Raw genomic sequence first — 24,769 nt, 5'->3', positions numbered from 1 at the left:
AACTTTCAAATAAAATAAGATGGCTGAAGTTATTAGAATGCCTAAGATGAGCGATACCATGCTGGAAGGTGTGATCGCAAACTGGCTTAAAAAGGAGGGTGACGTTATCAAATCTGGTGACATTATTGCTGAAGTTGAAACAGACAAAGCAACAATGGAATTAGAAAATTATGAGGACGGTACTTTACTATATATTGGTATAAAGGTGGGTGAAGCAGTTCCAGTGGATGGCATTATCGCTATTGTGGGTAAACCTGGCGAAGATTATTCAGCTCTTTTAGCTGCACCAGCAGCAACTACATCCCCTGCTCCAGTAGCATCAGAACCTGTTGCCGCAACAGCTGCACCAGTAGCAGAAGCGATTGTAGCAAGCAAAGATTTAAGTGGAGTAAAAGCTGCCGCGGTTCGTATGCCTAAAATGAGCGATACGATGATCGAAGGCGTGATTGCTAAATGGCTAAAAGCCGTAGGCGATGTCGTTAAAAGCGGAGATATTATTGCAGAAGTAGAGACCGATAAAGCTACCATGGAATTAGAAAACTATGAAGATGGTACTTTACTATATATTGGAGCAAAAGAAGGCCAAGGAGTTATTGTAGATGGTATTATTGCTATCGTAGGTGAGCCTGGTGCTAATTTCCAATTAATTTTAGATGCGGAGGCAAGTCCTAAGGCGTCTGCCCCTGCTACAGCGGCTCCTGCACCAGCGGCACCAGCAGTCGTAGCAGTGGCTAGCGCACCCGGACCAGCTGTTACTAAAGCACCTGTTGTGGAAGAAAAATCTGCAGCGAAACCAGGTGTTGATTTAAAGGCGAGTCCATTAGCTCGTGCTTTGGCAAAAGAAAAAGGATATAACTTAAACTGGATTACAGGAACGGGAGAAGGTAGTCGTATTACAAAGGCCGATGTGGATGAATATAATCCTAGTTCAGGTGGAGCTAACGCTAATTTTACAGGTGGCGTAGAAAGCTTCGAAGATATTCCTAACAGCCAAATGCGTAAAACAATCGCGCGCCGTTTGTCTGAATCTAAATTTAGTGCGCCAGAATTCTATCTAACGATGGAAATCAATATGGACAAGGCAATGGAAGCTCGTGTAAGCATGAACGATACATTCCCTATTAAAATTTCCTTCAATGATATGGTGATAAAAGCAACAGCTTTATCATTAGCGAAGCATCCTAAAGTGAATTCGTATTGGATGGAAGATCGCATTCGTGTGAACAAACATGTACACATTGGTATGGCTGTAGCTGTTGAAGACGGTTTATTAGTCCCTGTTATTCGTTTTGCATCGGAGAAATCAATTGCACAAATTTCAGCAGAGGCTAAAGATTTAGGCGCTAAGGCTAAGAATAAATTATTGCAACCTAAAGATTGGGAAGGTAATACCTTTACTGTATCTAATTTAGGTATGTTTGGTATTGATCAATTCACCTCCATCATAAACTCCCCCGAGTCATGTATTTTAGCAGTTGGCGGAATTAAAGAGACGGTAGGTGTTAAAAATGGTCAATTCTATGCAACGAACATCATGAAATTAACTTTGACTTGTGATCATCGCGTGGTAGATGGTACGACAGGGGCTGCGTTCCTGTTAACCCTAAAACAATACCTAGAGGACCCAATCAAAATGTTTTTATAAAATTGATTCTGCAAGCCTCGAATAACATCGAGGCTTGCTTTTTTAGATATATACCCCAATGAGCACAACTACCATTCGAATTGCTGTACAAAAGTCAGGACGCTTAAGTGATGATTCTTTGAAACTTTTCAAAGAGTGCGGAATCAAATTTGAGTCCGGCAGTTCTAAGCTACGTTCGATTTCAAGCAATTTCCCGATTGAATTTTTATTCCTTCGTGATGACGATATTCCAGGTTACGTAGAAGACGGTGTAGCTGATCTAGGCGTAATCGGATTGAATGTATTAATGGAACACACTAGAAAAGTGGATATCGTAAAAGAATTAGGCTTTTCGAAGTGCCGCCTTTCTTTAGCCATTCCTCGTAGTGAAAAATATACTGATTTAAGCTATTTCGAAGGAAAAAGCATTGCGACGTCTTACCCTAATTTAACCAGTCAATTTTTACAAGCTAACGGAGTTAAGGCTGAAACGCATGAGATATCAGGTTCCGTTGAAATTGCGCCTAGCATTGGTTTAGCCGAAGCAATTTGCGATATCGTTTCTACAGGGGGTACTTTATTAAGCAATGGCTTAAAAGAGGTGGCCACGGTTTTCCAAAGTCAGGCAGTCATGATTTCAAACTCATCGTTGACTGCTGAAAAGAAAGCCCTTTTAGCCAAACTTTTATTTAGAATTGACTCCGTACAACGTGGACAAAATGCTAAATATGTCGTTTTAAATGTGCAAGAAGAGAACATACAGAAGGTTACCGCTTTATTGCCAGGAATGAAATCTCCGTCCATCTTACCCTTAGCCGAAAAGGGTTGGTTTTCTCTTCATTCCGTGATTGAAGAGAATGATTTTTGGAATATCATCGAAAACCTGCGCGATGCAGGTGCTGAAGGTATCTTAGTTTTACCAATTGAAAAAATGATTCTTTAATCATGTTCAAACAGATTCAATACCCCTCTCGATCTGAATACGCAAGCATCTGCAAAAGACCTGCTTTAGAACAAGGCACGTTAGATACGTTAATTACCGATGTATTTGCTCAAGTGAGAAAATCAGGGGATCAGGCATTACGTGATTTAACGGTTACATTCGAGAAGAGAGAAATTACAGAGATCCTATATACCGCTGAAGAAATTAGTCAAAAGGCAGCTCAAACAGATCTAGCTTTACAGAAAGCCATTGATCAAGCGTATTCGAATATTTATGCCTTTCATGAGGCGCAGAAATTAGTCACTACGAAAATAGAGATAAATCCTGGCGTATTCTGTTGGCAAAAAGCAACGGGTATAGATAAGGTAGGTATTTATATTCCTGGAGGCACCGCTCCCCTCTTTTCTACCGTTTTAATGTTAGCTATACCCGCTAGAATTGCGGGTTGTTTAGAGGTAGTACTTTGTACGCCAGCTGTTCATCCGGCCATTTTCTATGCCGCTAAATTATGTGGAGTAACTAAGATGGCAAAAATCGGTGGTTCGCAAGCCGTAGCTGCCTTAAGTCTAGGTACAGAAAGCATTCCTGCTGTTTATAAGATTTTTGGTCCTGGTAATCAATATGTAACTGCTGCTAAAATGTATGCGAATAGATTAGGTACAGCCATAGATATGCCTGCCGGTCCTTCAGAGCTAGCCGTATATGCTGATTCCACCGCAATACCTGCTTATATTGCTTCAGATCTACTTTCTCAAGCAGAACACGGAGTAGATTCTCAAGTAATATTAGTCAGCACCTCGGCTGAAATTATTTCAGAGACGATGAAAGAAATTACATCACAGTTAATTTCTCTGCCCAGAAAAGAGATGGCCGAAAAAGCCTTAGCTAATTCCAAATTTGTATTGGTAGCCAATCAAAAAGACGCCATCGACTTATTAAATGAATACGCTGCCGAACACTTAATTCTGGCCTGCGATAATGAAGAGAGTTTTTCTGATGAAATTCGAAATGCAGGTTCCATTTTCTTAGGTAATTATACCCCAGAATCAGCTGGTGATTATGCTTCTGGCACGAACCACACGCTTCCTACTAATGGATTTGCAAGAGCTTATTCCGGAGTAAACTTAGATTCATTTACGAAAAAAATAACCTTACAGTCGATTTCGAAAAAAGGGCTAGAACAACTAGGAGATACCATCATAAACATGGCAGAGGCCGAATCTCTTCAAGCACATGCAAATGCTGTTAAAGTAAGATTAAACTAAATATGAACTTCGAAGCTTTCATATTGCCACATATTTGGAACCTGAAACCTTATTCATCTGCCAGAGACGAATTTAAGGGGAAAGAGGGCGTATTTTTAGATGCAAATGAAAACCCGTTAGGATCAGGACTTTCTGAAAATTGGAATCGGTATCCCGATCCATTGCAAATAGCCATCAAAGAACAATTAGCCTATATTAAATCCTGCGATATTGATCAAATCTTCTTAGGAAATGGATCTGATGAGGCCATCGATTTAATCATGCGCATGACGTGCCGTTCAGGAGTTCATAATATCATTCTTTGCCCTCCCACCTACGGAATGTATGAGGTTAGTGCTTCGATTAATCAAATTGAGCAAAGAAAAGTTAGTCTAACAAAGGATTATCAATTAGATGTAGCTGGTATTCTTCAGTCCATTGACGAAAATACGCGCTTATTATTTATTTGTTCACCTAATAATCCGACAGGAAATAAGCTTACTAGGTCCGATATTTACACATTAATTGAATCCTTTCAATCAGGATTTATTATCATTGATGAGGCTTATATTGATTTTTCCGATGAACCTAGTTTCTTATTAGAATTAACTAAATATCCCTCCTTGATCGTTTTGCAAACACTTTCCAAAGCCTATGGACTAGCCTCCCTTCGCCTAGGCATGGCTTTCGCAAATCCTACCATAATAAGTTTACTGAATAAAATCAAACCTCCGTATAACATAGGAGGAGCTACGCAAGAAATTGTAGTGAAAGCCTTAGCGAACACTAACTTTAAGAATGAATCTGTCGATCTAATTCTAGCAGAAAGGGCCAGGTTAATAAATCGACTTTCAACCATTTCGGACGTTCTTCAAATTTATCCGTCTGATGCGAACTTTATTCTAGTGCATTTTAATAAAGCAACCGACTTATTCCAATATTTGATTGATTCTAAATTAATTACTAGAAATAGAAGTAATGTCGCTTTATGTGAAGATTCTATTCGGATAACGATTGGGATATCAGAAGAAAACGATAAATTAGTTAAACTAATCACTCAATTCTATTCAGCTTAAGATGTTGAAACGACTAAGTCTACTCTTTTTGTTTGTATGCTGCTTTTCTGAAACGAAGGCGCAAATGAAAGATTGGGCGGCAGGTTTCCGAGTAGGAGAACCAGGTGGTTTTATGATAAAGCGTTATTTACCGAGTGGAAAGAATGCAGTAGAATTTAATTTTGGGTCGTATGGAGGTCTTTGGGGCACTAATCGTTCCTATCAAGGAGGTAGCTTTCAAAACATTGGCTTTTCTATGAATGCGCTTTATTTATGGCATCGCCCTACCTTAGTCAATGCTGATTTACATTATTATTATGGTGCGGGTCCTCAATTTGTATCAAGAAGTTTATTTACAGACAATTCCCTATTCCCTGAAACAAAGCGTGGTTTAGGAGCAGCGAGTGTCGCAGGTTTAGAGTATTTTCCTATCGATGCACCTAATTTGTCATTCTTTGCAGAACTAGGCTTATATACAGAACTTTTACCGAATCCATTTTTTCTACACATTCAAGGCGGTGTAGGGGTAAAAATCAATTTTTAATGGGGATGTAGCTCAGTTGGCTAGAGCGCTTGCATGGCATGCAAGAGGTCGTCGGTTCGAGCCCGATCTTCTCCACACTTACAAACGATCTTTAAAAGATTCATATCCGAATGTTTTGAATAACTGGAATTGACCATTTTTGTCAATTTTTCCAATGCTAGGAAGATTTACCCCATTGAAAGTAGTGGTTTTTACCATAGTATAGTGAATCATATCTTCTAGAATGATTTCATCCCCCATCTGCAATTCTTTTTCAAAAGAATAATCACCGTAAAAATCACCTGCAAGACAAGTCATTCCTCCAAAACGATACGAAGGCTTTCCTGCTTCAGGATCAGAATTAGCTCCTCGTATACGAGGCTTATAGGGCATTTCCAAGGTATCTGGCATATGTGCCGCAAAAGAAACATCTAAAATAGCCACTTTAATTCCAGCTGACTCAACCATATCTAAAACGGTTGATTTAAGAAAACCAGTTTGCCAACCTACAGCTGAACCAGGCTCAAGAATAATCTGAAGGTTCGGGTATTTTACGCGAAATCTTTTTAAAAGTCCAATTAAATGCTCCACATCATAATCATCTTTAGTAATCAAATGACCACCTCCTAGATTCAACCAGGTAAGAGATGGTAATAAATCACCAAATTTTTCCTCGATTACCGTTAAGGTACGTTCCAAAACAAAAGAGTCATTTTCACATAAAGTATGCGAATGTAAACCTTCAATTCCTACAGGTAAATCACCTAGATCAGCACGTCGAATACCTAAACGAGAACCGGCTACACAAGGATTATACATTTCTGTTTCCACCTCTGCATATTCTGGATTTATACGAAGACCACAGGAGATTCCAGCCAAATGAGCCCGATCTTTAAATTGATGGTATTGATTCAAGGAATTAAAGGTGATATGACCGGCATAAGTCACGAATTCCTCCCACTCTGATTCTAAATAAGCAGGCGAATACACATGAGGTCGAACGCCCATTTCTTCAAAAGCTAAACGAGCTTCATGTAAAGAACTGGCTGTGGCTCCTGCTAAATACCGCTTAACTAAGGGGAATTCATGGTAAAAGGAGAAACCTTTTAAGGCACATATAATTTCGACACCCGCTTCTATTTGAACCTTTTTTAATAGTTCTAAGTTAGCTATCAATAAATTTTCCTCCAATACAAAACAAGGAGATGGAATCGAAGTATAAAAAGTCATCTTAATATTCGTGAGGTAATGTGATATTGTGCTGCTCGTCCCAAGGTAAACCATGAATATTTAATAATTCCATAAATGGATCTGGATTAAATTCTTCCACATTGTATACACCAGGAGCAAACCAGGTACCATCCACCATTAAGGAGGCTCCGATCATAGCCGGTACTCCAGTGGTATAGCTAACACCTTGTGCTTGTACTTCTTGATAGCAATCTGCATGATGACAGTTATTCCAAACGTAGTAAGTCACATCCTTTCCGTCTTTAATGCCCTTGATTTGACAACCAATTGACGTTTGGCCTGAATAATTTTCACCTAATGAACCAGGCTCAGGAAGAACTGCCTTTAAGAATTCTAGAGGAACAATATCCATCCCATTAAACTTAATAGGAGCTATCGAAGTCATACCTACATTTTGCAAAACTTCTAAGTGAGTCAAATAGGCTTGACCAAAAGTCATCCAAAAACGCGCTCTCTTTAGCGTGGAGAAGTTCTTTGTTAAAGACTCTAACTCTTCGTGAAATAACAAATAGGATTCCTTGGGCCCTATATTAGGGTAATCAATCGCTTTGTGGATGGACATCGGCTCAATTTCAATCCATTGTCCATTTTCCCAATATTTACCTTTCTGCGTAATCTCACGGATATTAATCTCCGGATTAAAATTCGTTGCAAAAGCTTTTCCATGATCACCTGCATTACAATCAATGATATCCAAGTAATGCATCTCATCGAAATAGTGCTTGTTCGCATAAGAAGTATAAACCCCTGTTACACCTGGGTCAAAACCACAACCTAATAAAGCCATCAAACCAGCTTTCTTAAATTTATCTTGATAAGCCCATTGCCAAGAGTACTCAAACTTAGCTTCCTCTTTAGGCTCGTAATTAGCGGTATCTAAATAGTGAACACCTGCCTCTAAACAAGCATCCATAATAGTTAGGTCTTGGTAAGGCAAAGCCACATTGATTACTAAAAATGGTTTTTCTTCCTTAAACAAGGCTACCAATTCAGGGACGTTATCTGCATCTACCTGACGAGTTCTCACTGAAGTAAGCAAACCAATGGCTGCACATTCGGCTGCGATCGCATCACATTTAGATAAAGTTCGAGAGGCTAAAACGATTTCAGAAAAAGCCGCAGGATTCATCGCACATTTCTTTACGACTACATTTCCTACACCACCTGCACCAATAATTACAATTTTTTTAGACATAGCATTTTAAAAAGAAATGCAAAAATAGCACATCAAAGGCTAAAATCCATATTAATTTTTATATGGGCGTATAATTTTGACGATCTTATCAAGCCAGAATTTTTGATAAAGTAAATCCTCCCTAACCCCATAAGTGGTACTTGCATGGATAAAACTAATGGATGGCTTATCTTTAGTAATTAGAGCTACATGATTAATAAGGCCAACTTTACCGGTAGCAAAAAACACCCAATCGCCTAACTGCACTTCATTAAGTTTAATTACATCACCAAATTTAGCTTGATCTCCAGATACTCGGGGAATTTCAAAATCATTCGATTTATAAACGGTAAATAACAAGCCAGAGCAATCCATTCCTTTTGAATCCATTCCACCAGTGCGATAAGGAACACCTTTAAACTTCTTTGCCTCTTTAATGATGCCTTTGATATCCGCAGAACTGTAATTAGAAGTAGTAGAACGATGAAAGATACGTTTTACAAAAGAACAAGAGTCTAATAATAACAGGAGAAAACCTAAATAGAGTAGTCGCTTACACATAGACTAATTCTTTAGATTCAACATAAATCAAAACACCTTCAGTCACCTGATGACCCATAGCCACTAAGGTTTGTTTATATCTATTAATTTGATCGTGATGTTCAGGCTTTTGCTTACCGGTTTTAAAATCAATCACTTGTAAATATCCTCCGATATTATTCACTCTGTCCGGCCTACTAATTTTTCCATCAGGGCATAATAAATCTACTTCCTTAAAGGCTAATTGATCTTTAGTAAAAAAACTTTGTACTGTTGTATCCTCTAATAAGGCATCCAATAAAGCTAAATCTAATGTAGATTTAGCACGTAAAGCAGGCCAGGACTCCATGTCAGGTAATTGGGCTAATAAATCATGTAATTGATTTCCTATTTCTCTTTTTTTAGAGGCAGAGGTATATAAATCAGCTTTGGCCGTATTTACTCTCAATTGAATAGTTGGAATAATGTCACCCATTTGAATTCGAACCCGCTTTTCGATCGAATTTAATTCCTTATGATCAAAAGACGGAATAAGTGCTGATTCTGAAAAAGAAAAATAGGACATCTTCCACGCTGTTTCACCAGTAAAATAAGGAACTAAAGTAGCTGATTCTATAACTGTTTGAGCGAACTCATACACTAATTTACCGACCGAATTCTCATAGGTTGAAATAGTCTTACTATGCATTTCTGGCTCTGGTACAGTCAATAAAAGATGTAAAGATTGCTTAGGGCGAGTTGTTGCTACATACAACATATTTAAAGCATCTAAAAATATCGCTTCTTTCTCCGCTTGGTTTTGAAGGGCCAAAGCAGGGAAGGCTAGTACCTCGGTCGAATTGACTCGACCATACACCTGATGCAAATGTCTTTCATCCCCCATCCATAAATCGGCAGATTCCTCCTCCCCTAGTTCGTACCAAATCTTTTCTGAATCGGCTTGAAAAGTCCAATTAACAAAAGGAACAATGACCACAGGATACTCCAAACCTTTGGCTTTATGAATGCTAGAAATCGTTACGGCATCCGCTTCATTTGAACCAGCTATGCAATAAGAATTCCTATTTTGATTGAAATGTTGTAAAAAACCCGAAACCATTTTGTCCTTCAAAAGAACATATTCGTTTATTACATCTAAAAATTTCCACAAATAATCTTGACCAGTAGCCTGATTTAATAAATCAAAAACGGAAACCAAATCATACACCCAATGTAATAGATCAGAATAGACAGGAATAACAATACCTTTTTGTGAGAAATAGTGTATAGCATTCAATAAAGCTGAATCTCCCTGCAGCGACGAGACATAGGCTAGGTTTTCTTGACTCACTTGTTCACCCTGTATTTCGGCATGTTGATAAAGTAGTTCATATAAATAAAGATTCTCTTTCGGATTCTCATACAGAGCTAAAAAAGAAAGCAGAAAACCCACAACGGGTGAATAATGAACTAATAAAGAATCAGACGAAATAACCGGGATACCCTTTTCTTTTAATCGCAAAGCTATATAACGAGAATGCTTATTTTTTCTAGTTAATACAGCCAAGTCCTTATATCTAAATCCTATCCTTCTGTTGTGCTCGATTAAATTCAATACCTGCTCAAACATGAATTCATTCTCTGGCTCCGTAAAACCGAATGTCTCTTTTGATTTATGATAAACCAATAGATCCACTTTACCACTAAATTTCGAAGCAGCTACCTTCGCATTTTGTTTCAAATTCTGACCATACAAAGGTGTTATTAATGGACATAAAGAAAGTACCGTTTGATTCTCTGTTAACGAATGATAAAAAGAATTATTAAATTCCACAACCTCCGCTGCGCTTCGGTAATTATCACGTAAAGCCTTAGGCCCTACTTGATTCAACAAATAATCAAAACGTTGTTCATCTAAAGAATCTTCCGTAAAATGACTAGAAACTAGAGTGGGGTCTTGAGTAGCTAAAGAGGCTATAAGACTAACTTCACCGCCTCGAAACTTATATATAGACTGCTTTACATCCCCTACCAATAAACTACGCTTACCAATAGAAGTAGCATTTTCAATCAGAGGCATAAAATTCTTCCATTGTAAAATGGACGTATCTTGAAACTCATCTATGAAAATATGAAAATAACGATCCCCTAGTTTTTCATAGATAAAAGGGATGGGGTCATTAGAAATAATCTCATACACACGTTTAGAAAATTCTGATATAGGAATAGCGGAATTTTCTTGTTGATACAAACGCATTTCACGTTGAATCAAATTAAGTAAGGCTATTTTTTTCAAGTCCTTCAAAACCCAATGAAGAAAGCGATGACGCTTACTATGTAATTCTTGCAGATCCAAAAATTGGGATCCTAAATTTAATAATTCGGAGGAGTAAGTTTCAATTAAAGCCTTTTCGCTGGTAGAGGCTTTAGAAGAAGTCCACGTATTATTTTCAATAGCGGAACGCAAGTAAGCATAGGGTTTATCTGCGATTTCTGGCTTAGCATAGACCGATTTCATGATACCTATAGGACCTTTAGCGCCTTGAAAATACATCGAATCTTCTAATCCAATGGTTGAAATGATTTCCAAAAAAGAAGACGCAATCGCTTTCACCTCTACAACCATTTGGTCCATGGTATCACGTAATTGATGTTCTAAACGTAAGAAATCACTAGTGTGAAAAGGAGCTAATTGTGGTTCAATAGCTAAAAACTTTTCTTCTAAGGTGATCTTTAAAAAGGAATGAAGACTATCGCGCATGCGATTCCAATTTCGACCTTCCGCTATTTCTTGATTAGCAAAAGATAAAATCAATTCACTTAATTCTTGATCACCTGTACTATTAACTTGCTCTAATAGTTGATTTATTAATTCGTGAATGAGCCCATTCGAATCCAATAATACTTCATATTGAGTAGGTAAATTTAATTCATCCACAAACGATGCACTTAGCCGCTGGACAAAGGAATCAATGGTCATAACGGAGAATAATCCGTAATCCTGTAAGATTTGCTGTAAGGTAGTCGATGCCCGAGATGCTAAATCGTCCTTGCTTAAATGAATGCCGTCTTCTGCTAATTCCGTCTGAACTTTTTCTAAAATAGCGATAAATTGAGGTTGGTCTGAAGCAGATGTATGTTCAAAGTTGGGATAATCTGCTAAACCTGCTAAAAAATGCAAAATTCTTTGACGCATTTCTTCCGCTGCTTTAATGGTAAAAGTGACAGCTAAAATACGTCGGAAATATCCTTTCATTTCTACCTCACAGAGCGCCATTTTGATATACTCAATGGTTAAGGTATAGGTTTTACCTGATCCAGCTGAGGCTGAAAAGAGGGTAATTTGTTGAGGTTTCATTCAAATATTATTATGAATGCAAGATAAAATAAAAATAGGATTAATTCGGTATGCTTTTATTTCACTATCTTTGTTTCCCGTAACCAAATCAACAATTCTTTCAATGTCTGGTAAAGGGAATCCCAAGAAATCTAAGTTCATTTTTGTTACGGGTGGTGTAACAAGCTCGTTAGGAAAAGGCATCATTGCCTCGTCTTTAGCGAAGCTACTTCAAGCGCGAGGTCTAACCTGTACAATCCAAAAGTTTGACCCTTATATCAATATTGATCCAGGTACACTGAATCCTTACGAACATGGCGAATGCTATGTAACGAGCGATGGAGCAGAAACCGATCTTGACTTAGGCCATTATGAGCGTTTTTTAAATACGCCTACGAGTCAAGCGAATAATATTACTACAGGTCGTATTTATCATAATGTGATTACAAAGGAGCGTCGTGGTGATTATTTGGGAAAAACCGTCCAAGTAGTTCCTCACATTACCGATGAAATTAAACGTAATATTTTAATTCTAGGTGAATCAGGTAAATATGATATCGTCATTACGGAGATCGGTGGATGTGTAGGTGATATAGAATCCCTTCCCTTTATCGAGGCAGCACGCCAATTAAAATGGGATTTAGGGGAGAAAAACACGCTATTTATACATTTGACCTTAATTCCCTATTTAGCTTCTGCAGGGGAATTAAAAACAAAGCCTACTCAACATAGCGTAAAGCAATTGTCAGAATCAGGAATTCAGCCTGATATCTTAGTTTGCCGTACAGAACATCCGATTCCTCAAGAAATGAAGAAGAAAATCGGATTATTTTGTAACGTTTCTGAAGCTGATGTTATCGAAGCACGCGATGCTTCTACTATCTATCAAGTTCCTCTTTTAATGCAGAATGAACGTTTAGATAGTCGTGTATTATATAAATTAGATATCTATAACGATAAGGAGGCTAACCTAAAGAACTGGACTAACTTCTTAACGAAACTGCAGAATCCGAAGTTTGAAATTAATGTGGGTTTGATTGGGAAATACGTAGAATTAAAAGATTCGTATAAATCAATCGCCGAGTCCTTTATTCATGCCGGAGCTGCTAATGATATAAAAGTCAACTTACAATGGATCTCATCCGAAACAATGGATGCGGAAAATGTATCTGAGACTTTGGCGGGATTAGATGGTATTTTAGTGGCGCCGGGTTTTGGCGAAAGAGGAATTCAGGGTAAAATTAATGCAGTGAAATATGCTCGGGAAAACAAAATACCTTTCTTAGGTATTTGCCTAGGTATGCAATGTGCTGTGATTGAATTTGCTCGAAATGTGATGGGTCTAACAGAAGCTCATTCGTTTGAGATGAATCCAGACAGTCCAGATCCCGTGATTAACTTAATGTTAGAACAAAAAGAAGTCTCTGAAAAAGGCGGTACGATGCGTTTAGGTTCTTATCCTTGTAAGATTGAAAAGGGAACTTTGGCCTATAAAATATATGGTAAATCAGCTATTCAAGAACGACATAGACATCGCTATGAATTTAATAATGACTATCTAGAGCGTTTCCACAAAGCTGGTTTAATTACTTCAGGAATAAACCCTGATTCTAATTTAGTAGAAATAGTAGAAATCGAGAATCATCCTTTCTTCGTGGGAGTTCAATTTCACCCAGAATATAAATCGACGGTAGAAAGTCCTGCTCCCCTATTTGTACAATTTGTTAAAGCAGCTCACCAACACGCTGTTCCATTCATCAAAAATTCAAAATAAACAATCATGGATAGAAATTCCATCACGGGTATCGTATTAATAATGGGTATGCTCTTAGGCTACCAATATTTCTTTGCCCCTAAAGAAGTTCCAGTCGTAAAAGCGAAAGCGCTAACACAAAAGGCAAGCGTTGCAGCCATAAAAGATTCCGCTCAAGTGGTAGCCATCGATAGTTCGTCAAAACCAGAGCAGGTATTTACGCTGGAAAACAAAGATATTGTTGTTAAAATATCTTCTAAAGGTGCTAAACTAGTTTCGGTTCAATTAAAGAACTACAAAAGCTTTGCTACTTTCAATGCAGGTAAAAAAGACGGATTGTTTTTATATAATGCTGCGAGTGATGAATTCTCTATCGAATTACCTACCAGTGCCGGAAAAATAAAAGTATCTACTCTTGATTTTGCAGGTATTCAAACCGGGAATAAAGTAGAATTCGTCAGCACTTTAACCAATGGACAGTCCATAAAATCGAGCTATAACCTCCCAGAAGAGGGTTTTTTAGTGGATTATCAATTAGATGCTAAATCTGTCAGCATCACAGGAGGTGATTATTTTATTCATTGGAAAGAACAAGTTCACCAAACAGAGAAAGACATCACGGAAGAACGCAAGGCCACAATCAATTATTTGCTGACGGAAGATGAAGAATTTGATTATCTATCGGAGAACACGAGTTCTGTGACGAGTGAAAATTTAGACAAGAGCACTAAATGGATCAGTTTTAAAAAGAAGTACTTCTTATCAGGTATCATTCCACAAGGATTTACTTTCAAATCTGCCGCCTTAACTGCTACGCCTAATTTGACTGATAGCCTTAATATCAAAACACTAGACGCACAAATAATCGCATCAGCGCAAGATCTATCTGCTGGTAAATCATCTTTTCAATTCTATTTTGGCCCGAATGATTATGAGATCGTCAATAAAGTAGAGACACCCGAGTTTGGCAAAAATGTTAAACTAAGTTATGATTTTCTATTGCCGATTACGAAATATATCTTTCTTCCCTTATTTGGTTTCTTAGAAAGTCTTTTCAGCAATTACGGTTTATTAATTATTGTTTTAGTATTAATTATCAAAACAGCCTTATTGCCATTGACTTATAAATCATACGTTTCCATGGCTAAGACGCGTATTTTAGCACCCGAAATTGCTGCTATTAAAGAGAAAATCGGAGACGACGCCGCGCGTGTTCAACAAGAAACGATGAAGTTATATGGCGAGGTAGGCGTTAACCCATTAAGTGGTTGTATTCCTGTTCTTGCGACGATGCCAGTCTTAATGGCTGTGTTTATGTTATTCCCTAATTTGATCAATCTACGTCAAGAATCATTCTTATGGGCAAATGACTTATCTACCTATGATTCATTTATCACCTTACCATTTGCGATTCCATTTTATGGATCTCATGTCAGTTTATATTGTTTATTGATGACTGTATCACAATTAGCTTACGGTTATTATAATAATCAAATTACCCCAGATCAACCGGGACAGCCAATCAACATGAAAATGATGGCCTATATAACTCCGGTTATCTTCATGTTCGTCATGAACTCCTTCCCTGCTGGCCTTAGTTTCTACTATTTTGTGTCCAACTTAGTAACGATTGGACAACAGTTAGCGATTCGCAAGTTTGTGAATGAGGATAAGATCAAATCCTTGCTAGATGCTAATCGTTTAAAAATAGCCGCTGGTGGAGGTCCTAAAAAATCCAAGTTCTCTCAATACCTTCAAACACAATTGAAGACAATGGAAGAGCAACAAAAAGCAGCACCTAAAAATCCTAATAAGAAAAAATAAGATGAATACCTTAAGTTCAGCGTATTTTGAAAGAGCCAAAGAATTAATACCTGGTGGGGTTAATTCACCTGTTCGGGCCTTTAAATCCGTTGGGGGTAATCCTGTATTTATTAAATCGGCTAAAGGCGCATACCTACATGATGTAGACGGCAATTCGTATGTTGATCTGATCGGTTCTTGGGGGCCGATGCTATTTGGACATGCACATCCAGTCATTGAAGAAGCATTACGCAACGCATTAGGAAATGGATTTTCTTTTGGGGCTCCTACTTTAAATGAAGTATTAATTGCTGAAAAAATTACTTCTATGATACCTTCCGTTCATAAGGTTCGATTAGTAAATTCAGGAACTGAGGCGACCATGGCAGCTATACGTTTAGCCAGAGCCTATACAAAACGAGATAAGATCATCAAATTTGAAGGATGTTATCACGGACATGCGGATTCTTTCTTAATAGCGGCAGGATCAGGAGTAGCTACCTTAGGTACACCGGATAGTCCTGGGGTGACTGTTTCTACTGCCCGCGATACCTTAACCGCCGTATATAATAATCTTGAAAGCTTAGAGAACCTATTAAAAGCAAATCCGACAGAAGTATCAGCTGTCATAGTAGAGCCGGTTGTAGGTAATATGGGTTTAGTTATTCCCAAAGAAGGTTATTTAGCAGGCGTTAAAAAATTGTGTCAACAATACGGAGCCCTACTTATTTTTGATGAAGTAATGACTGGTTTCCGTCTTTCAGCTAGTGGACACCAAGGATTATCCGGCATTCAACCTGATTTAACCACATTAGGTAAAATTATAGGTGGGGGACTTCCGGTGGGAGCCTATGGTGGAAGAGCAGAAATCATGGATATGATTGCTCCTGCTGGCCCAGTATACCAGGCAGGAACCTTATCAGGCAATCCTTTAGCGACTACGGCAGGTTTAGCCATGTTAAACTTAATAACCGATAATCCCGAAACATATTCCACTTTAGCTTCAAGAGGATTAGCTTTAAAGCAAGCATTAGCATCTGATCTAAAGGAATTAGGGCTAAACTATACGATTAACCAAATTGGATCCATGTTTACTTTATTCTTCACAGATAAAGAAGTGAATAATTTCGACGACGCTAAAACATCTGATACGGCCTTATTTGGTAAGTATTTTAAGGGAATGTTATCCAAAGGGATTTACCTTCCTCCCTCGCAATATGAATCATGGTTCCTATCAACCGCTTTAGGGGACTCAGAATACGATCAAATCATCACAGCTAGCAAAGCAACACTTCGTTCCTTATAACATGAAAACTCCGGCCTACAGCCTGATTATTCCCGTTTATAACCGTCCTGCGGAATTAGATGAACTATTAGCCTGTATCCAAACGCTAGAATTCAAAGATTTTGAAGTTATTGTGATTGAGGATGGATCCACCGACGATTCAGCTTCCATTGTAGAAAAGTATGAAAAATCATTTTCCCTTGCCTATTATGTGAAAGAGAATGGTGGCCAAGGTTTTGCAAGAAACTATGCATTTGAAAGAGCTACAGGAGATTATTTTATCATATTAGATTCAGATGCACTTTTAGAACCAAGCTATTTAAGCGAAGTGGACAAGGCGGTTAAAGCAGAAAATCTAGATTTATTTGGTGGACCAGATCAAGATCATCCCAGCTTCAGCCCCATCCAAAAAGCCATCAGCTATTCGATGACCTCCTTCTTTACCACAGGTGGCATTCGAGGAAAAGAAAAAAACATAGGTGGACAATTTCATCCGAGAAGTTTCAATATGGGAATCTCTAGGAAGGTCTACGAGGCTACTGGTGGATTTAAAATAACCCGAATGGGCGAAGACATTGAATTTAGTATTCGGTGTATCTCGTTAGGCTTTAAATCAGGATTAATTCCTACAGCTTTTATTTACCATAAGAGGAAAACTGATTTTAAGCAATTTTACAATCAATTGCATTTCTTCGGACGTGCTCGCATTAATATTAGTCGATTCTTCCCTAAAGAATTGAAAGCGGTACACTTCTTCCCTTTTCTCTTCTTCTGTTACTATGTGGTCACTGCATTTGCGCTTGTAGCCTTTCCACTTTACGGACTAATTCTTTTATCGGGAATAATAGCGTACAGCTTGCTTATCTTTATTGCTGCGCTGTTTAGCACTAAAAACCTCAAGATTGCCATCCTTTCCATCTTTGCCGCCAATATTCAACTAGTTGCGTATGGTAAAGGATTCGCTGAAGAAGGAGTAAAGAAAATCCTTAATAATACAGCTGCTTAGACAAGTAGTTTTGGACATAATCATTTACTCCATCTTCCAAACTAGTAAATTCTTTCTTATATCCGATAGAACGTAGTTTAGCCATATTGGCTTCCGTAAAATACTGGTACTTATCCCGAATATCAATCGGCGTGTCAATGTATTCGATACTAGGAGTTAAACCCAAAGCCCTAAAAGTCGCCTTTCCTAAATCATTAAATGATCTTGCCTTACCTGTACCTAAATTATAAATACCGGAATTCTTCCGATGCTCCATTAAATAAACACAAACATCAATCAAATCTTTTACATAAATAAAATCACGCATCTGTTCCCCATCTGCATAATCATCCCGATGCGATTTAAAAAGTTTTAAAGAGCCTTTAGATTGTATTTGATGATATGCATGCCAAATAACGGACGCCATACGACCTTTATGATATTCATTCGGTCCATAGACATTAAAGAATTTTAAACCTGCAAAGAAGAAAGGTTTCTTTGATTGGGCAATCGCCCATTTATCGAAATCGTTTTTTGAATCACCATAAGGATTCAACGGTTTCAAATTCGAAAGGGTAGATTCGTTATCATCATATCCGAATTCTCCTAAACCATAGGTAGCAGCTGAACTAGCATAAACTAAAGGGATTTGATAGTTTACACAGGCCTCCCATACCTTCTTAGAATAATCTAAATTAAGCGCATCGAAAATGGTTGTATCAAATTCAGTGGTGTCCGTTCGCGCTCCAATGTGAAAAAAGAATTCGACTTCCTTATTGTTCTTCTCTAACCAGGTAAACAAATCCTTCCGATCAACCTGCTCCATTATAGCCTTATTCGCTAAATTCAAATTCTTTTCAGTAGACGAGAAATCATCCACCGCAATGATATACCTGAATTTTAACTCATTTAATTTTTGAATCAAACAACTACCAATAAAGCCTGCGGCACCTGTAACTATGATCATATAAGAAGTATTTAAAAAACAAATTTACACAGATTCCCGGAAGGTTTATTAACTTTGTACAATTATTGGAACTCTGCTATTGTTTTCCCAGAGTCCCTTCACAAAAACTGAAAACAATGGTATACGTCATCCGAAAGGAACATTTTAACGCGGCACATCGCCTATTCAATCCAGCCTGGACAGAAGAGAGAAATCAAGAAGTTTTTGGCCCTTGTGCTAATAATAACTGGCATGGTCACAATTTTGAATTAATTGTGACTGTAAAAGGCATACCTGATCCAGACACTGGATTTTCGTATGATTTAAAGCAATTAGGGGATTTGATTAAAACGGAAATTATTGATAAAGTCGATCATAAAAACCTTAATTTGGATGTAGACTTTATGGAGGGCAAATTAGCTAGCTGTGAGATTCTTGTGATGGAATTTTGGAAGATTTTAGCTCCTAAAATATTGGCTACTTCTAAATCTGCCACGTTACACAAAATTCATTTAATAGAAACCAACAAGAATTCTGTCGAATACTTCGGAGAAAACTAATGAAATACTTCATCCTTGCAGGAGAAAAATCGGGCGATCTTCATGGATCTAATCTTATCTCAGAAATTAAACAACTGGATAAGGAGGCCGTCATTCAAGCCTGGGGTGGAGATTCTATGTCAAAACAAGGCGCTGACATCCTCGTTCATCATAATCAATTAGCGATTATGGGTATACTGGGAGTCATTCAGAATTTACAGCGCTTAAAAGGATTATTCAAAACCTTTGCAAAACAGATTGACTCCTTTCAACCAGATGCCGTCATATTTATCGATTATGGTGGATTTAATCTGAAGGCAGCTAAAATCGCGAAGAAGAAAGGCTTTCAAACACATTTTTATATTGCACCTAAAGTTTGGGCTTGGAATAAAGGGCGAGTGGATGAATTAAAGAAATGGATCGATCATTTATATGTCATTTTCCCATTTGAATTAAAGCTCTTCCGCCAGGCAGGAATATCCACAGAATATGTAGGAAATCCTCTTCAAGATTCCATTCAGGCATTTAAACCGAATGCGACATTTTCCTTAAAGGGAAAAAAATATATCGCCTTATTAGCCGGAAGTCGTAAACAGGAAATTAAGACAGCCTTACCTTTATTTGAATCTTTAGCTGAGGCTAATCCAGACCTCACCTTTGTTATTGCAGGTCTATCAGAATTGAAGGAATTATATCAAACACGTATTCCTGTCATATTTGACCAGACCTATGATATCGTACAACAGGCGGATATAGCTATTGTCACATCGGGTACGGCTACACTAGAAACAGCTTTATTGAATACCCCTCAGATAGTGGTTTATAAGACGGATTGGGTGTTTTATTCTTTGGCCAAAATCTTTATTCAAATCAAGTATATCTCACTCGTTAATATCATCTTAGATAAATTAACGGTGCCTGAACTAATTCAAGCTAAGTTCTCTGTAGAGCACATGACAGCTTGGCTACGTGAGCTTTTAACGAAAGGGACCAAGTACCAGCAGCAAAAAGAAGATTACAAACAGCTGCAAAAATTAGTAGGTGAAGCTGGGGCTTCTAAGAAGACGGCATCATTAATTTATTCAGCGGCGTCTGCTGCTAAATAATTCTTAATCCAAGATTTTTGAACGCCAGGTATAGATTGATAATAGCGAGCTATATCTAACTTATCTTTTTGAAAATCCCCTGTGGTATAAAAAGGTTCTCTGATTTTAATTTCTTTGTTGACAAAATCAAAACCTATCATAATTAACGGAACTTTTGCCCCATCTGCAATATAATAAAAACCCGTTTTTAATTCTTGTACATCTTTCCGTGTGCCTTCTGGAGCTAATACTGCATAGAAAGATTCTTCCGCATTATAAATATCAACTATCGCATCTACTAGATTAGATTTTGTGCCTCTATTAACCGGATAACCACCTAGCCACATAAAAATGCCACCGAAAGGACCATCAAATAATTCCTTTTTCCCCCAAAATAAAATCGGAATTTTTAATAAGGATCTAGCTCCCAAGCCTATCGGAAAATCTGCCCATGTAGCATGCGGACAAACGATAACCAAGGCTTTCTTTAATTCTCTAGGGACCTCTCCTACCAGCTTCCAACCGGCTAATTTAAATAATACATCAAAAATGGGGCTACTAATTAACATATCGATTAATAATTTGTTGAATTTGGTGTAAGTCTTTGCTTGGATCCACTAAAAAAGAAGGAATGCCTAAAAGATTAGCTGAATTAATATTAGCAACATTATCATCAAAAAACAATGCATCCGATGCATTCAATAAATTTTCTTCTAAGACTTGTTGATAAATTAAGGGATTAGGTTTCACTAAGCCCATTTCAAAAGAATAATAGACACGATCAAATAAACTAAATAAATTTTGACCTTCGGGACCGAGTTTTACCTGCGTGAATCTTTTTACATGAATCGAACTCGTATTACTCAATAAGTATAATTGAAAAGAAGATGTAAGGGACTCAACCCAATCATAAACTCCTTGATGAAAATCCAATAACAAAGCCGAAAATGCCTCATCAAACTCTAGATCAGTACAATTCAGAGATAAATGTTCGCATAAAAAAGCTCTAAATTCTTCATCCGATTGTAAGCCTGACTCATAAGGAACCCACAATTGATTTTCTAGAATTTTTTTTTCAATTTCGACCGCGCTTAAAGACGAATGTGCAGCAAAGGCCTCATAGGTAAGACCTAAATCGATAGGCAATAAGACATTACCTAAATCAAAAATAATAGCCTTCGCCATCTTATTCGATTACCTGTCCCATAGCACCGAACTTATCAATGCGTTGAGTAATACGCGTTGCAGGATCAAGCGCACTTAAAATAGCTAACTCCTTCTTAATTACCGCTTTTAAAGTCGCGGCAGCTGCTTCTGGAGCAAGGTGTGCGCCACCCAAAGGCTCAGGAATAATTCCATCAATTAATTTATTAGCTAACATATCATTAGCCGTTAATTTTAAAGCTTCAGCAGCTTGCTCCTTATAATTCCAACTTCTCCACAAAATAGAGGAGCATGATTCAGGAGAAATAACAGAATACCACGTATTCTCCATCATAAGCACCCGATCACCTACCGCTATTCCTAAAGCCCCACCTGAAGCTCCTTCTCCTATAATGACACAGATTACAGGAACTTTTAACATAAACATATCGCGTATGTTGCGTGCAATTGCTTCCCCCTGACCTCTTTCCTCCGCCTCTAAGCCTGGAAAAGCACCTGGAGTATCAATTAAACACACGATCGGCTTATTGAACTTCTCCGCCATCTTCATCAAGCGAAGCGCCTTGCGATAACCTTCTGGATTAGGCATACCAAAATTACGGTACTGACGATCCTTCGTATTACGACCTTTTTGCTGTCCAATAAACATCACGGAAAATTCTCCATCAATACTCCCAAAACCACCTACCATGGCTTTATCATCCTTCACATTACGATCGCCATGAAGTTCAATAAACTCATCACATAAATGCTCTATATAATCAAACGTATAAGGACGATCCGGGTGTCTTGATAATTGAACACGTTGCCACCGCGTTAAATTTAAAAATGTTTCCTTTTTCAATTCTAAAATCTTATCTGTCAAAGAGGCTACAGTAGCCGTCACATCGACATTATTATCTAGTGCAAGCTTACGCATCTCAATCAATTTATCTTCTAACTCAGCGATAGGCTTCTCAAATTCCAATAATGTTCTCATAAAGGGTAAATTTTGATACAAAAATAAAATTAAAGCTCGAAAGTCTCTTCCTTTTGAGGCAAAATAACGTCATTAAATCCCAATCGATTTAATAGCGAAGAAAATTCAAGCATACTTTCCTCTTCTCCGTGCGATAAAAACACTTTCTTTAACTTCGTCGGCTTTTGCTGCTTCACGAAATCTAATAGACCTGTTTGATCAGCATGGCCAGAGAATACGTCAATTTTACGAATTTGGGCATTTACCTTATACTCACGATCTTTAACTACAATCATATCAGCTCCAGCTAATAATTGACGACCTAAGGTCCCTTCAGCTGAATAACCAATTAATAAAATGGTAGCATAAGAATTCGAAATATTATCAGCAATATGTTGCTCAACACGACCCCCAGAAATCATTCCAGAAGAAGAAAGGATAATACAGGGTTCGCGGTAATCACGAATGGCCCTACTTTCCTTTTCTGTTTGAAGGAATATCAAATTATCCACATCAAATAACTCCTCATTTTCTTTATGAAATTCACGAGCCTCTGGATTTAAGTAGGATAAATATTTAGAATAGATCTTAGTAGAACTGCGGCCCATCGGGCTATCCGTAAATACGCGAACAGCTGGAAAATTACGCTCTTCGATTAATTTATTCAAGGTATATAATACAGCCTGTGTTCGACCTACAGAGAAAGCCGGAATAATTAATCGGCCTGGGCGATCGATACATGTCTCTTTTATCACTTTTCCCAAAGCATCCATCGGACTATCTTTATCCGCATGAATACGATTCCCATAAGTGGTTTCGCAAATCAAATAATCCACTTCAGGAAAAGGCTGAGGGTCAATATGCAAAGGATAATTCGCACGACCAATATCTCCACTAAATCCAATTTTCTTCGTCTCCCCCTTCTCCGTAACCGAAATAAGGACATGCGCGGCACCTAATAAGTGCCCTGCTGGAACAAAGGTTATTTCTAAACCGGGGAATACAATAAATCTACGATTGAACTGAAGAGTTACAAAATTCTCCAGCGCATTCTCCACATCTTTTTGAAGATATAAATCGCCCTTTCGCAAAAGGCGATCCATCTGCTTGTTCTTTTTACGACTTTCCCCTTGCGCAGCGCGTAAACGGCGTAAATGGAGACTAGCTGAATCCATTAACAATAACTCTGATAAATCAGCAGTGGGTGGAGTACACAAAATTTGACCTTCATAGCCCTCCCGATAAAGCATCGGAATATTGCCAGAGTGATCAATGTGTGCATGTGTAAGAATCACCAAGTTAATTAGTGATGCATCAAAGGAAAAAAAAGATTTTTGCTCCACGGGCTCATCGAAGTCGATTTTACGCTCCATGTCCGTTCCACAATCGATTAATATTTGATAGCCGTCGTCCAATATTAACAGAAACATACTTCCTGTTACCTGTCTAGCGGCTCCTAAAAAGGATAATTGCATAGAAAAAAGAAAATAGGGGCTGCAAGAGCCCCTTTTACCTTACAAAAATAAGAGTATTTTCTTAGAAATTAGTTGACAGCAGAGAATTCCGCTTGAATTTTGTCTAATTCGTCTTTCGTATTTAATCGATCAGATAGTAAAGTACGGTAGCGGAAAGTAACAGACTCTCCTTTTTTCAAAGTTAAATTACGTTCATCCTTTCCATTACTAAACACCTTAGCTCCTAATGGATTCACTGCAAACAAACCATAGCCACGAGCATGCCAATAGCTTGGATAAGATACATTAGATGGATGGTCAAAAATAGTCACTGAAATAGGGTGATTGTCCATTTCTCCGTGCAAATTCATCCATTTAGCGCGTGTGCTCCAAACAGCCTCTCCCTTCACTCCTTCTGAGCTCAAATAATCGCCACTCACGCCCGTATTATCCATCACGGGAACCTTCGTCTCCACTCCGTGCGCATCGGTAAATACATCCGGCTTATTAGAAGGAATTTCTAATTGACGTGCGACACGGATAGCGAACATTCCATCTTTCACATCTTTGAATAAAACTTGATCCGCTACAGCCGTTAATGTAGTGATGCGATCTACCGTTCTTGAATCTGCCGTACCTGAAAATACATAAGTCGTCTTTTCTAATAAGACTTTTTGGCCTTTACCATCATTATCAATCCAGTCAGCAGAAACCACTAGCAAACCTTTCTTCGCATCTTGCTTTACAATCGAAGAGTGAACGATCGTTCCCATCTTATGCGTTTGTAAAGAGGCGATAATATTAGTTGAGTTGTTCCAATAATCAAATCCATTCACGTCCTCATAATTTAACCACATGCCTACATGATGCGGATGATCTACACGCTCACCAGCCCGAGGAGCCATCGGATAACCACGCGTGATGGTCGTGCCTTGGGCAGAAATTAAAGGAAATAAAACCGCTTTCTTTAATACATTTTCTCCTGGGAAGAAATACGACGTAAACGGCTTTCCTCCTACGGAAACATCGACAGACGTTTTATCATTCTTAAATGAAACAGGAAGATTTTGAGCTATCGAGCTAAATCCAACAAGTCCTAAACATAAGGTTAATATCTTTTTCATAGT

General features: G+C 38.1%; 21 protein-coding genes and 1 tRNA gene. 12 read left to right on the top strand and 10 right to left on the bottom strand.

Annotated features, from left to right (window positions below):
* The first annotated feature begins 19 nt into the window (after positions 1-19).
* The 6 genes from ACST13_RS03285 to ACST13_RS03260 all read left to right on the top strand — a co-directional run bounded on the left by ACST13_RS03285 (position 20) and on the right by ACST13_RS03260 (position 5,485).
* The gene (locus ACST13_RS03285; RefSeq protein ID WP_459521791.1) at positions 20-1,645 is read left to right on the top strand and encodes a 2-oxo acid dehydrogenase subunit E2; all 1,626 of its coding nucleotides are present in this window, start codon (positions 20-22) and stop codon (positions 1,643-1,645) included.
* A gap of 58 nt (positions 1,646-1,703) precedes the next feature.
* Positions 1,704-2,567: an ATP phosphoribosyltransferase gene (gene hisG / locus ACST13_RS03280; RefSeq protein ID WP_459521790.1), complete on the top strand. Its 864-nt coding sequence runs from the start codon at positions 1,704-1,706 to the stop codon at positions 2,565-2,567.
* Positions 2,568-2,569: 2 nt separating this feature from the next.
* Positions 2,570-3,832, top strand: a complete 1,263-nt coding sequence (hisD, locus tag ACST13_RS03275; protein ID WP_459521789.1) for a histidinol dehydrogenase — start codon at positions 2,570-2,572, stop codon at positions 3,830-3,832.
* Positions 3,833-3,834: 2 nt separating this feature from the next.
* A complete protein-coding gene (gene hisC, locus ACST13_RS03270) occupies positions 3,835-4,887 on the top strand; it encodes a histidinol-phosphate transaminase (protein ID WP_459521788.1) in 1,053 nt (350 codons plus the stop codon).
* A 1-nt stretch (position 4,888) separates the two neighbouring features.
* Positions 4,889-5,410 carry a hypothetical protein gene (locus ACST13_RS03265; protein ID WP_459521787.1) on the top strand — a complete coding sequence of 174 codons (522 nt, stop codon included), beginning with the start codon at positions 4,889-4,891 and terminating at the stop codon, positions 5,408-5,410.
* A 1-nt stretch (position 5,411) separates the two neighbouring features.
* Positions 5,412-5,485: transfer RNA gene (locus ACST13_RS03260), tRNA-Ala, on the top strand.
* Between the two features lie 3 nt (positions 5,486-5,488).
* Here ACST13_RS03260 and nspC read toward each other — a convergent pair.
* From nspC to ACST13_RS03240, 4 genes are read right to left on the bottom strand one after another with little or no spacing between them, the layout of a single operon-like run.
* Positions 5,489-6,619 (bottom strand): carboxynorspermidine decarboxylase, encoded by a 1,131-nt coding sequence (nspC, locus tag ACST13_RS03255; RefSeq protein ID WP_459521786.1) that lies wholly within the window; start codon positions 6,617-6,619, stop codon positions 5,489-5,491.
* Position 6,620: 1 nt separating this feature from the next.
* Complete coding sequence (locus ACST13_RS03250) at positions 6,621-7,835, bottom strand: saccharopine dehydrogenase family protein (RefSeq protein ID WP_459521785.1); 1,215 nt, start codon at positions 7,833-7,835, stop codon at positions 6,621-6,623.
* A gap of 51 nt (positions 7,836-7,886) precedes the next feature.
* On the bottom strand, positions 7,887-8,375 hold the full coding sequence (locus ACST13_RS03245; RefSeq protein WP_459521784.1) for a C40 family peptidase: 489 nt from the start codon (positions 8,373-8,375) through the stop codon (positions 7,887-7,889).
* Positions 8,368-11,691, bottom strand: a complete 3,324-nt coding sequence (locus ACST13_RS03240) for a UvrD-helicase domain-containing protein (protein ID WP_459521783.1) — start codon at positions 11,689-11,691, stop codon at positions 8,368-8,370. The genes ACST13_RS03245 and ACST13_RS03240 overlap by 8 nt, the downstream gene beginning before the upstream one ends.
* A gap of 103 nt (positions 11,692-11,794) precedes the next feature.
* Here ACST13_RS03240 and ACST13_RS03235 point away from each other — a divergent pair, with 103 nt between their 5' ends.
* The 4 genes from ACST13_RS03235 to ACST13_RS03220 are packed head-to-tail and all read left to right on the top strand — an operon-like array spanning position 11,795 to position 17,517.
* Complete coding sequence (locus tag ACST13_RS03235; RefSeq protein ID WP_459521847.1) at positions 11,795-13,444, top strand: CTP synthase; 1,650 nt, start codon at positions 11,795-11,797, stop codon at positions 13,442-13,444.
* Between the two features lie 6 nt (positions 13,445-13,450).
* Positions 13,451-15,247: a membrane protein insertase YidC gene (gene yidC / locus ACST13_RS03230; RefSeq protein ID WP_459521782.1), complete on the top strand. Its 1,797-nt coding sequence runs from the start codon at positions 13,451-13,453 to the stop codon at positions 15,245-15,247.
* A gap of 1 nt (position 15,248) precedes the next feature.
* Positions 15,249-16,532, top strand: a complete 1,284-nt coding sequence (hemL, locus tag ACST13_RS03225) for a glutamate-1-semialdehyde 2,1-aminomutase (protein WP_459521781.1) — start codon at positions 15,249-15,251, stop codon at positions 16,530-16,532.
* A gap of 1 nt (position 16,533) precedes the next feature.
* Positions 16,534-17,517, top strand: coding sequence for a glycosyltransferase family 2 protein (locus tag ACST13_RS03220; protein ID WP_459521780.1), 984 nt, complete (start codon positions 16,534-16,536; stop codon positions 17,515-17,517).
* Here the strand turns inward: ACST13_RS03220 and rfaD are convergent.
* Positions 17,498-18,463, bottom strand: a complete 966-nt coding sequence (gene rfaD, locus ACST13_RS03215) for an ADP-glyceromanno-heptose 6-epimerase (RefSeq protein ID WP_459521779.1) — start codon at positions 18,461-18,463, stop codon at positions 17,498-17,500. The two genes, ACST13_RS03220 and rfaD, sit on opposite strands and share 20 nt — an antisense overlap.
* Before the next feature lie 116 nt (positions 18,464-18,579).
* On the opposite strand from rfaD, the gene ACST13_RS03210 reads away from it, so the two are divergent.
* A complete protein-coding gene (locus tag ACST13_RS03210; protein WP_459521778.1) occupies positions 18,580-19,002 on the top strand; it encodes a 6-pyruvoyl trahydropterin synthase family protein in 423 nt (140 codons plus the stop codon).
* Positions 19,002-20,087: a lipid-A-disaccharide synthase gene (gene lpxB / locus ACST13_RS03205; protein WP_459521777.1), complete on the top strand. Its 1,086-nt coding sequence runs from the start codon at positions 19,002-19,004 to the stop codon at positions 20,085-20,087. The genes ACST13_RS03210 and lpxB overlap by 1 nt, the downstream gene beginning before the upstream one ends.
* On the opposite strand, the gene ACST13_RS03200 is transcribed toward lpxB, so the two are convergent.
* From ACST13_RS03200 to ACST13_RS03180, 5 genes are all read right to left on the bottom strand, one after another.
* A complete protein-coding gene (locus tag ACST13_RS03200) occupies positions 20,060-20,635 on the bottom strand; it encodes a 1-acyl-sn-glycerol-3-phosphate acyltransferase (RefSeq protein ID WP_459521776.1) in 576 nt (191 codons plus the stop codon). The two genes, lpxB and ACST13_RS03200, sit on opposite strands and share 28 nt — an antisense overlap.
* Entirely contained in the window at positions 20,625-21,251 is a 627-nt protein-coding gene (locus ACST13_RS03195) for an HAD family hydrolase (protein ID WP_459521775.1), read from the bottom strand. Before ACST13_RS03195 ends, ACST13_RS03200 begins: the two co-directional genes overlap by 11 nt.
* A gap of 1 nt (position 21,252) precedes the next feature.
* Positions 21,253-22,209, bottom strand: a complete 957-nt coding sequence (locus tag ACST13_RS03190; protein ID WP_459521774.1) for an acetyl-CoA carboxylase carboxyltransferase subunit alpha — start codon at positions 22,207-22,209, stop codon at positions 21,253-21,255.
* Between the two features lie 29 nt (positions 22,210-22,238).
* A complete protein-coding gene (locus ACST13_RS03185; protein ID WP_459521773.1) occupies positions 22,239-23,663 on the bottom strand; it encodes an MBL fold metallo-hydrolase RNA specificity domain-containing protein in 1,425 nt (474 codons plus the stop codon).
* A 68-nt stretch (positions 23,664-23,731) separates the two neighbouring features.
* A complete protein-coding gene (locus tag ACST13_RS03180; protein ID WP_459521772.1) occupies positions 23,732-24,766 on the bottom strand; it encodes a DUF6807 domain-containing protein in 1,035 nt (344 codons plus the stop codon).
* Positions 24,767-24,769: the final 3 nt, after the last annotated feature.

The sequence above is a fragment of the Aquirufa sp. A-Brett2-W8 genome (assembly GCF_054558755.1).
This window is presented reverse-complemented; position numbering and strand designations above follow the sequence as displayed.